Annotated in this window: 5 protein-coding genes; all 5 read right to left on the bottom strand. The window is 33.1% G+C overall.

Features of this window, described 5'->3' with window-relative positions; all coding sequences use genetic code 11:
• Window positions 1–370: 370 nt before the first annotated feature.
• The 5 genes from GQR98_RS03310 to GQR98_RS03290 are packed head-to-tail and all read right to left on the bottom strand — an operon-like array spanning window position 371 to window position 10,934.
• Window positions 371–1,279 carry a BT_3987 domain-containing protein gene (locus GQR98_RS03310; RefSeq protein ID WP_159018270.1) on the bottom strand — a complete coding sequence of 303 codons (909 nt, stop codon included), beginning with the start codon at window positions 1,277–1,279 and terminating at the stop codon, window positions 371–373.
• A gap of 20 nt (window positions 1,280–1,299) precedes the next feature.
• A complete protein-coding gene (locus GQR98_RS03305; RefSeq protein WP_159018269.1) occupies window positions 1,300–3,033 on the bottom strand; it encodes a RagB/SusD family nutrient uptake outer membrane protein in 1,734 nt (577 codons plus the stop codon).
• Between the two features lie 26 nt (window positions 3,034–3,059).
• Complete coding sequence (locus GQR98_RS03300; RefSeq protein ID WP_159018268.1) at window positions 3,060–5,843, bottom strand: SusC/RagA family TonB-linked outer membrane protein; 2,784 nt, start codon at window positions 5,841–5,843, stop codon at window positions 3,060–3,062.
• A 60-nt stretch (window positions 5,844–5,903) separates the two neighbouring features.
• The gene (locus GQR98_RS03295; RefSeq protein ID WP_159018267.1) at window positions 5,904–7,829 is read right to left on the bottom strand and encodes a RagB/SusD family nutrient uptake outer membrane protein; all 1,926 of its coding nucleotides are present in this window, start codon (window positions 7,827–7,829) and stop codon (window positions 5,904–5,906) included.
• A gap of 12 nt (window positions 7,830–7,841) precedes the next feature.
• Window positions 7,842–10,934 carry a SusC/RagA family TonB-linked outer membrane protein gene (locus GQR98_RS03290; protein WP_159018266.1) on the bottom strand — a complete coding sequence of 1,031 codons (3,093 nt, stop codon included), beginning with the start codon at window positions 10,932–10,934 and terminating at the stop codon, window positions 7,842–7,844.
• Between the last annotated feature and the right edge of the window lie 690 nt (window positions 10,935–11,624).

Genomic DNA, 11,624 nt, shown 5'->3' with positions numbered 1-11,624 from the left:
TATTAAGTAATAAAGATTAATATTGAACAGAAAACAATAGGTTGATGTTGATGGTGCGCCAGAAATATCAGCCTATTATTTTTGTTAATATATGCTTCTACATTTTTTCTGAAGCATAAAAGTGCCTTAGGGTATTTTAAAAATCTTTTTTATTAAGAAATGAAATACACTTAAAATATGAAGAATTATAACATTGTGATCCCTTTTCAACTGGTATTAAATATTTAAAATGAGAAGTGTTTTTGAACTCTAAAAATAGATTAATATGCTTCACAACCGAATGAAGTTTGTTGTAAAATGATTAAAAAAGAAAGCCTCTCATTAAGTCTAAAACTTTATGAGAGGCTTTTATATTTATTATAAGTAAAAACTAGATGCCTATTTGGTTTACACCATCTACTACGCGGTTTCTGAAATCAAAAACATCTTTAGCAACGTAACTTACGCCATTAAAATCAAAAGAATAATTAAGAATTAGCTCTCTAGTTTCAGGGTTGTATGATGAGCCACCATCATCGGTAATCGCAACGCCTCCGCTAGCGGTGTCAATAGTGATTGAATTATCATCAGCAATTATAATATTCATTTTTTTATCTGCACCTCTTAAGTCTGCAATACCATTGCAAACCAAAGTGTTTGGAGCTACCATTGTTAACTCTAAATCGTCTGTAATACCTCCTGGGTAAACAACAGTTTCTGTAGTTCCGTTTGTTTTTTCAAATTGACCTGTTTGGATATAATTACCATAAAGTTGATTGATATACGAAAATGAAATTACAGAAGATTTTAAATCATCTAAAATAGAATCTGCTTTTACAACATTATCTAATCTAAACCCTAAAGCGTAATTGTTTCCTAATGATACTGGATCTGCAAGAAAGTTAATAGAATCTGCTTTTACATAAACAAACCCTTGTGTTTTACCTGCTGGAATAATTATTTTATTGTCTGCTGGATTTCCTTCACTATCTACAAGAGAATAATAATTTGATGGTAACACCGTGTTCCCTGCATCGGTTACAAGTACATCATCTAAAGAAAAAGTTACTTCTACATTTTCTGTATTAGATAAACGCCCGCCTAAAACAACACCTACACCAATTTGCATGCCTTCGCCCATTATAAATGTACGGTCTATTTCTGCTTTTGGTAAATAAACAGAAGTGAATTCAAATTCATTTTCAACAAAATCGTCGTAAGAACATGATGCAGTACCCAATACAATCACTAATAAAAGAGCGAATGATTGCGTAATCGATTTTAATTTATTTTTCTTCATAATCTTTATTTTATTATTTTTTACCAACCTTGGTTTTGTTTCAAATTAGTGTTTATCAACAACTCGCTATATGGCAAAGGTAAATAGTAATTTTTAGCTTCGTAGTTTCTTCTTTCTACATCTATATTTTGATAAGAAAAAGTGTCGTCTGAATTTTTAGTAATCTTAACACCTTTTACATCTTCAATATTAACGATATTTTTCCATCTTCTTAAATCATGAAAACGTTCGCCTGTAAAACATAGTTCGATACGTCTTTCATTTTCTAAAAGTGTTTTAAAGTCTGCGTTATTTGCTGAAACTTCGTCTAGATAAGGGTCGGTGTTAAGACCTGCACGTTGTCTAACTATAGCTAATGCTTCTTTGGCAGAGAAATTAAATCCTGCAGGAGTAACATCTGGTTGTCCGTAAGCTTCATTTACAGCTTCTGCATAACTTAAATACATATCTGTAAAACCTAGTTGAACATAAACTTTTTCTAGGGTAGTGGTAGGGTTAAGAGCCGCTGGATCGAAATCTAAGTTATTCAAAAACTTTTTTAAGTAATAACCTGTTCTTGTGCCTTCACTTTTAATGAATCCACCAAAATTATCTTGACCACCTTCAAAGGTTTCTAAAGCTGTAAAATCTGTACAAGATTCTGAAGTGAAACATTGATCGTTATTGTAGAAAATAAATTTATAAAATCTATCATCTCTTGAAGTATATGGTGTAGAACCATCATATAAACTTTCTGCCATATCTATAGGATACCCATTAGCAGAAGGAAAAGCATCTACTAAATTTTGAGAAGGATTTACTTCGCCTTGTCCGTACAAAGTAGGTGGGTATAAGCGGTTCTCTAAAGTGTTGTTGTTTAATGAAGAACGCATTCTCCAGATATGATCAGGATTATCATCATTACTAAAATCAAAAGCACTAAGTGATTTTAAGCCTCCGTTTAGTTCAATAACATCATGAAATTTTTCTGCTGCGTCTACCCATTTAGAAACATCGTTAGAAGGATTAAATGCAGGACTTGCTGCGAATAATGCTACTTTGGCTTTTAAAGCATAAGCCGCTAAGCCACTCGCTCTACCTATTTCTTCTACACTATAACCTGGGTTATCGCCTCCTGTGCCTGTGTATGTAAGAGGTAGGTTGGCTATAGCAATATCTAAATCTGCATTAATTTGGGCAACACACTCATCATATGTATTTCTGCTTAATGAGGCATAGTCTTCGTTTTCTAAAATACCATTAACAATTGGAAACCCTAACATTTCTCCATCTGCAGATGGTCCACCAAATACTTTAAGTAATTCCCATTCTGCCCAAGCTTTTAAAAAGAAAGCTTCACCGTAATATCTAGCTAAAACGCGTTCGTTTTCTTCAGCATCACTGGGATTCAGTAAAAATGGTAATCCTGTATCGTGAACAAGTTCTATATATTGATAAACTTGTCTAATGTTATTGTAAGACTGTTGCCAAACATAGCTGTAAGGGTTGCTTGTTGGTCCCCAATATCCGGTAGCTAAATCTGTTTCTTCTGAATTTAAAACACCATTATCAGTAAGGTATTCAACTCCAAAATCTGTGAAATATCTAAATTGATAGTCGGTATAAATATCGTCTATTAAACCTCTAGAACGTTGTCTGGATTCTACAACAATTTCTTCTTGTGTATACTGAATTTCATCTTCTAAAAACTCACTACATCCAGAAACCCCTAGTGTCAGGATAATAATTGGTAATAATTTATTGATTAATTTCATTGTTTTATTTTTTTACCATTCATTAATTAAAAATTCAAAGAAGTCCCTAAAATAAAGGTTCTCATTGAAGGATATTCAAAAAATCCAGCTCTCATGTCTTCAGGGTCTAAATCATCTAGTTTACTAAATAAAGCTAAGTTATTACCTCTTAAAAATATTTTCACGTTAGTAAATGGTCCCTTTTTTGGTAAAGAATATCCTAACTCTACATTAGAAATTCTGAAGTAACTTCCGTTAACTAACCAATAGTCTGAAGTTTTAAAATTGTTTATGCTACCAATAGTGCTTAATCGAGGGTTTGCATTTCCATTAGGAAGATCACTGTTTACACTTCCGTAGTAATTTCTTAAACCTCTATGTTGATAGTATGATGAAGACCCAAGGTTAATATCGTATCCACCAACTCCAGCTCCTACAACATCTAAATTAAAGCCTTTATATTCTGCCCCAATATTAATACCATAATTTAATCTAGGTGTTTGGTTACCGATAGCTCTTTGATCTCTACTATCTATTACGTTATCTCCATTTTGGTCAACATATTTAATGTCTCCAATTTGTACATCGCCAAATTGAGGTAAGGCGCTGCCAATATTTTCTGCAGTAAAAAGACCGTCACTTACGTAACCAATAATGTTATCTTCGGCTTGGCCTTCTTGTAATCTGTATTGATCAGGATATGGTACTTCAGATATTTTTTCTCCTACAATTTTATTATATCCAGCATTTATACCAGCATAATATTTAAAAGAACCTTTGTTTTCACGAAACGTGATGTTAGCATTGAAACCTTTATTTCTTCTATCTGTAAAATTTAATGATGGTAAATAAGCATCTCCACCTAAAGCATCTGCATATAGCTCGCTAGCTTTTGTGATTTGATTTTCAATTTGAATATTAAAATAGTTAAAACTGAAATTGAATTTTTTAAACATGTTTAATTCAAAACCAGCAAACATTTGGTTATATACAATCCAATCGACAGCTTCGTTAGCAGTTGTCGATAAAGTGTATCCAAATTTATTTTGAGCAATATTTGCGGTACCTAAAAATGTAGTACCATTATTTCTGCCTCCTGCCCAAGTATCTAAGTATAAAAATGTACTTGCAGTATATTCTGTACCTATTTGACCAAATGATGTTCTAAATTTTAGAAAATCAATGCTTTTACTATTTTTAAGGAAATCTTCATTTGATGCTACCCACGCAAATCCCATAGTTGGAAAAAAATTGGTCCTATTAGTGCCAATAAACTTAGAACTGCTGCTAGAGTTAAGGTTTGCAAAAAGAATGTATTTGTTTTGCAAAGCAAACGATCCATTTAAATTGAAAGTTAAATTACGATTATCTGGAGCCGTTGCTGTTCTATTAGGAGCGTAATATAAAAGATGGTTGAGGTTTAAGGTTAAAGTAGACTGAGTCATTTGTTTAATATAACTAATGTTACCAGCATAGGTAAAGTCTCTTTGGTTATTTTGATTCGTTCTACCTATATCTAAATCTAAAACTTCATTTCTATATATTTTTAGAGCTAAAGAGTCTTGCCCCGTAATATCTTGAAGGTTTTCTAAAGTATATAAACCCGGTTGGTTGTCTGTTATAAGAGAGTGTGTGTTAAACGTTCTCATCATTAAATATGTATCGTACTTTAAACCTGGTACAATATCTTTAAAATCGAAATCTAAACCGATATCAAAAACCATGTTTGCGGTATAATCTGTTCGCGATCCACCATTTTCTAATTCCGCTAATAAATTGGTGTCAAAGTCATTACTTACAATATATGCAGAATCTCCAACTTTTAAAGGAAAGGCATTTGCAGGTGTTGCAGTAATATTTAAAAACATGTCATCTGCACCTATTATTGGTCTGTTGTTTTCTCCAAATTTACCATAAACACTGGCGTGAGCTCTTAGAGAATTATTTATTTTTGCATTTATTTTTGTTCTAAAGCTAAGGTTTCTACCGTTTATTTTAGATCCTACTTTTTCTAAACCTTCCCAGTCAGAATACCCAATAAAAGCACCGTAAGATGCATTCTCTCCGCCGCCATAAGTATTAAGTGATGCGAAGTTTGATGAGGAGAAATCTTCTAAATACGTGTCTTGATTATTTACGTTCGGAAAATTGATAGGGTCCGAACCGTTGTTATAAGCCGCAATAGCTTCTGGGCTATAAACATCACCTAGACCATCGTTATTTGAAACTCTATTAATAACTTCGGCATATTCTGAAGCAGATAGCAATTTAGGTAATCTAGAGGCTGTATTTAATGCTCTTTGGTAATTAACTTCTACTACTGGTTTTCTAGATTTTCCTCCTTTTGTAATCACATAAATAAGTCCGTTATCACCGAAATTACCAAGTGAAGAATTAAAAGTTCCATCATTAAGAACTAGAACTTCTTCTACTTCTCTTAAATCGACTAATAAGCCTCTTGGTTTTCCATCTACTAAAACGTAAGGCGTACCTCCGTTTAATACATAGCTATAATCTCCTGTTGTACCAGGTGTATTAGTTTGTCTAATAATTCTTAAACCAGGTACACGTCCTATTAATGCTTCTGATAAATTATCTCCTCCCGTTTTTCTCAGTTGATCTCCTGAAATTCTGAATACTGCTCCTGTAGTTTGACTTAAATTAAAAACTCCGAATGGCGTTTTTAATATCTCGTCATCATTTTTTACTTGGAGCGAATCTTGATCTGCTGGACTATTTAAAGGTGTGTTTTGAGCGACACCAATATTTATAGTTATAGCATTGAGTAGGAAGAAAATAAAAACATTTAATCTTGTTATGTTTAGTTTCATCTGTTTCTGTTATAAATTAAATTAGTTCTGTTAGTTGTAAAAGCGTTAAATAATTATTGATTACCAACCTTCTGTTTGTAGAAATGTAGGTACAGCTTCAATTTCTGAGTTAGGAATTGGCCACCAATAATGCTTTTCATCAAACGTTTTTGTTAATTGACTTTGTTCTACGTTTTCAAAACTAAAACCAGTAGGGTATAGTGAAGATTCACCACCTTGCCAACGCATTTCTAAAAATTCAACTTTTTTATTTTCGTCTAAATGAGCAATTTTCCATCGTCTCATATCATCATATCTAATACCTTCAAAACATAATTCAATAGCGCGTTCATTTCTAATACGCTCTCTTAAAAGTGCTTTAGAACCTGTGTAAGCCGCATTTACATTTGGCATTCCAACTCTATTTCTAATCATGTTAATAGCTTGTAAAGCAGTTAAGCTAGATCCTGGTACAGCTCCGTTTGGACCATAGGCCTCATTTGCAGCTTCTGCATAGTTGAGGTATACTTCAGACATTCTAAAAATATTATTATTTACATGATGGTTTGTACCACCAGCACCAGACCATCGTGCTCCATTTGGTAACCATTTTTTAATTCGAAGACCTGTAAGATTTCTAACTCTCCAAAATAAATTTGGATTACCTCCCGGATCGTGTAAATTTAATCCCAAGTTTCCTTCTTCGTTTACTTGTGCTAAATCAACAACACCTGTTAAATTCCAAGCATTTGGATCTACTATTAAATCTTTTACACCATCAAATAGTATAGCGTTATAAAATCTAGGATCTCTATTTATAAAAGGCTCTTGTGGGTTGTAATCAGGATCATCGGCTATGGTTAAACCATTTTTTGTTTCAAATTTGTCTACAAAATTAGCTAATGCACCGATTGACATAGGGCTTCCATTTCCTCTTAAATGGTCCCAGCCAGCAGTTAATGTATGTCTAGGTGTAGGACTAATTATTCCTCCGAAAACAAAAAACTTTTGATTTACTTCGGAAAAAATAACTTCTGATGGAATTGTTTTTTGAATACCAGGTCCAATAAAAATACTTCTGTAAGGTTCTAGTTCTTCCGTTTCCGTAAGAAAAAGATCGTCACCATTATGGTCTACATCTATAGTGTTTGCCGCACTTGCATCAATAATTGTATATAAACCGTTATCGTTAGCGTAATTGATAAGGTCTGAAGCGGCTGTTGCTGCATCTATCCATGCTTGTTGATCGTTTGACTCATTTACTAATGGGCTAGCAGCAAATAATGTAAGTCTAGATTTTAGCGCCATAGCAGCACCTTTTGTTGGGCGTCCAACATCTTCCGACTCCCAAGCTACAGGAAGAAAGCTTGTCGCTTGATCCAAATCGTCTAGCATATTTGCTAGGTTACTTTGGTACGATTCTCTCTCGTGATCTAGAGCGCTATCTAATTGGAAATTTTCTTTTAAATAAATAAGCCCACCGTGGCGTTTTGTTAATAAGTGGTAAAAGAAGGCTCTTAAAAAATAAGCTTGCCCAATTAATCCATTTATTTCTTCTTCAGTTCCGTTATTTATATTATCAACATTTGCAAGAAAAGTGTTTATAGCTCTAATGCCTTTCCAAGAATCATAATACCTGAAAGTAAAGTTTGGTGTTGATCCTACAGGAGTTCCATTAGCGTTGTAAGGCGTCATGTTTATTAAGCTAACATAATCTCCTTGTGCATATATAGGGTAGGTTTGTGGAAACGTCTGCCATAATCTACCCGGATAACCTTCTCCGGCCATCGTCATGTTTGGTAACCAATCTCCTCCTTGGCCTGGTGCACTTACATCAGTTATTAAATAACTATAAGCAGCATCTAAAGCATTTTTTGCTAAACGAATATCTTCAAAAACGTCAGATTCATCTAGGCCTTCAAAATCTTGTTGTTTATCTAAATAATCTTCACAACTCGTAAAAAAAGCGATGCAGATTAAAGCAAATGTATATATTCTTGTTTTCATAATTTTTTTGTTTTAAAAAGTCATGTTTATACCTAAATTGATTCTTCTAAGTACTGGGTAAGATCCAGGATTGTTTGCTTCAGGGTCTCCATAATCTAAATCAGAAATTACAAGAAGATTATTACCATTAAGATAAACTCTTAAATCACTTAATGTTTTACTGTTGTTCATATCAAAATTATAACCAAGGTTTACACTTCGTAATTTTATGTAATCTAAATCTACAATTCTAGCTGTAGAATCATTTATTAAGTTAGGGTTTGTTACCGCATGTAAGGCAGGGTATGCCGCATTGGTATTGGTAGGCGTCCAGTAATCTAAATGCTCATCTAATCCTGTTGCAAGTCCATCAGGAAGTGCAAATGCTAAATCGCTATTCACAAGTCCTCTGTGTCCTTCAACACCGTTAATTAATGCGCTAAGCGACCATCCTTTGTATGATCCACTTAATTTTAAACTATAACTGTTTTTTGGAGCATTTGGTAAATCGAATCTAATTTGATCATCTAAAGCAGTTCCTGTTATGGCTCCATTTGCGTTGTAATCTATGTATCTGTAATCTCCTAAACCAGGTGTGCCACTAACGGTAGGGTAATTTACAACTTCATCTATATTTTGAAAATAACCATCTGTTTGTAATAAAGCTGAAGCTCCTGCAGGTTTTCCTGAAATTGATGTATATGGTGTAGTTCCAGGACCATCTAAAGCACTTTTAAGAATACGGTTTTCATTAAAACCGTAAAACGCAGTTGCAGAATACTTAAATCCTCCTGAAGTTTTGTTTTTATAAGTTAGAGATATTTCATATCCATGACTTTCAGAAGCACCTAAATTAACAAAAGGTAAATCTGCAGAGAAACCATAAAAAGCAGGGTATATAGCACCAGGGATGCTGATTAAATCGGTTCTAGAATCTTTGAAGAAATCAACTTCTCCTGATATTTTATTATCAAAGAAACCGAATTCAACACCAATGTTTTGTTTTGCTACAGTAGCCCATGTTAGTACAGGGTTACCGATTTGAGATTCTGTAACTATTAAAAGAGGATCATCTATATCTAATCCAAAATAATATCTCGAATTTGGTCTTTGCTCCGTGTTAGCAGCACCAGGCTCTCCGTAAAAATCGTAGAAACTTAAGTATTGCCAACGATTACTGCCTAGTCCAGATTTAGATCCTGTTTCACCATAAGAATATCTTATTTTGAAGTTGTTAATTTCAGGGATATTGTTTTTGATAAAATTTTCTTTGGCTAAATTGATACCAACTGCATACGAAGGAAAAAGTTTAAATCTGTAACCTTCTGCAAATGTTTCATCTCCATTGTAAGATCCACTTAGTTCAAAGAAGTAACGCGAATCATAATTATAAGTAGCACGACCTACATAATCTTCATTATAAAAAGGGAATGTTGTATTACTTACACGTTTATTACGACTAGCAAGCGCTAGACCAGTTACACTGTGCTTACCAAAAGAGCGTTGATAATTTAATTGTGCACGTTGATAAGAAATTTCTTGACTGTCGTTAATTGTTTCACTTCCTAAAATAAATTCTAAAGGACGCTCATATTCTACGCCTTCAGCAGAAATCCATGATCCATCGCGGTCTAAAGTGTAAGTGTCTAATCTAGGGTCTAATGTGGCATCATAAGCTATTCTACTTCGTGTGGTGTAAGAACTTATGTAGTTATATTTTCCTGTAAATTTTAAGCCTTCAGTAATAAAATCTAAATCTTGTTCTAGTTCTAAATCTATAGAAAAAACCGTTTTATTATCTTGAGATGTTCCACTAGCATTAATACCTGTGTAAATATTTCTTCCAGTTCCATATCTAGGTTCTGATAAGCCAGGGAAAAATGGATCTGGATATTCTTCTAAAACACTTGCTGGATATACGGGTACTACGCCACCTGGTGCCGAGTTGTATAATCCTAAAAAGCTAATGTCGCTTCCGTTACCGGGTTGGTTTTTATCTTCTAAACGGCTACTGACACTTGTGTTTAAACGCGTAGTTTTAGTTAAGGTGAAATCTAAATTCCCTCTAAAAGTGTATCGTTTAAATTTAAATTTAGGATCATAATTAAAGAGTTTTTCTGTTTTAGTAATATCTCCTTCTGTTAAATATCCTGCAGATGCATAGTATTTTACAAAATCAGAACCACCTCTAACAGATATAGTTTGATTTAAACTAGTTGCATAATCATCTCTTATGGCAACATCAAACCAATCTGTATTTGGATAGATGTATGGTAAATCACCATCTCTCCAATGTGCTAAATCCACAGCTGAAGCATATCCACTAGTATAAGCTTGGTCATTTAAGATTCCAGTATTAAAAGCGCTTTGTGCCGAAAAAGCATCTAGTACATTGTCTGGTTCGTTAAGAACAGATTTTACTGAAAACTCACTATTGTAGCTCACTTTTGGTCTACCAGTCTTTCCTCGTTTTGTTGTAATAATGATAACACCATTTGCGCCTCTAATACCGTAAACAGCTGTTGCGGCACCATCTTTTAGAGTACTTATGTTTTCTACATCTCTAGGGTTTATGTTGGCAAATCCACCAACAATTTCTACACCATCTACCAATATTAAAGGGTTTGCATTACCTCTAATAAAAATATCGCCGTCATCAGCACCTGGTTGTCCAGAACCTTGTACAACAACAAGCCCTGGAGAAACACCACTTAAAGCGTTAGTAACATTACTAGAACCAGAATTTAATAGCTCTTCTCCTTTTACCTGACTTATAGATCCTAAAACACTTTCTTTCTTTTGAGCACCATAACCAACAACAACAATTTCAGAAAGACTTTGAATATCCTCCTTCATAGTCACGTTTATAGTTGTTTTGCCTGTTGTTTTAATTTCTTGAGTTTGAAACCCAATACTAGAAAAAACTAAAACGGCATTTGGATCTACGGTAATTTTATAACCACCATCGAAATCTGTTACAGCTCCATTTGCCTTTCCTTTTTCGAGAATATTAATACCAGGAATTGGCATTCCAGAATCATCTGCTACTACACCCTTAATTACCTCCTGAGAAAAAGAACACCATGAGATGGATAGTAATAATATAAATAGTTTTATTTCCTTCATAAATTAGAGTTTTCTGGGTTAAGAGAATATAGAAATGTTATACTCATAGTTTTAATGTTTTAGCTTAGTTATGTTGACTGTTTTTTTAATTCCTTTTTAAAGCTAAAAATTTGTTGAAATTTAATTTTAGAAATCTTTAACAAACGCTTATAACTTTATTTAGGATAATCTACTGTCAAAAGTAAAGGGTTTACCTCTTTTTGCTTTCTCAAATTGGGGTTCAAAATGTTGCTTTTAACAATTTTTCTTAAGATAAAACTTACAAATAATGCGATTATAGGCTTTTTTGCTGCAACATACGTCTCTAATTAGAATATTTTTGTTGAGATTAATTTAAAATACATACTGATTAATTTAGCATATAAGTAACTGTTTAGATTAATTGTTTTTATCAAAAAAATGATATGTTTTTTGTGTTTTTAAAAGTAACTAATTAGGTGTGATTTGTATTTATGGTAATACAGAAAATTATGAAATATTAAAATTTATGTTGCTTTTTAATTGGGCATGTTTTTTTTGTTTTGGAAGTGTTATTGGTCGTTTTTATTTTTAGAATTACTTATAGTAAGTTTTAAATAGTAGATGTGTTTTTTAGTTGTTTGCTGAGTTTTTCCGTCGGTTTTAAACTCTAAAAAACACTATAAGTAACATTATTCCCCCTTAATTGAGAAATCTACCACTAATAAAGTG

Origin of the sequence: Algibacter sp. L3A6, assembly GCF_009796825.1 — a bacterium.
Lineage (GTDB): Bacteria > Bacteroidota > Bacteroidia > Flavobacteriales > Flavobacteriaceae > Algibacter.
This window is presented reverse-complemented; position numbering and strand designations above follow the sequence as displayed.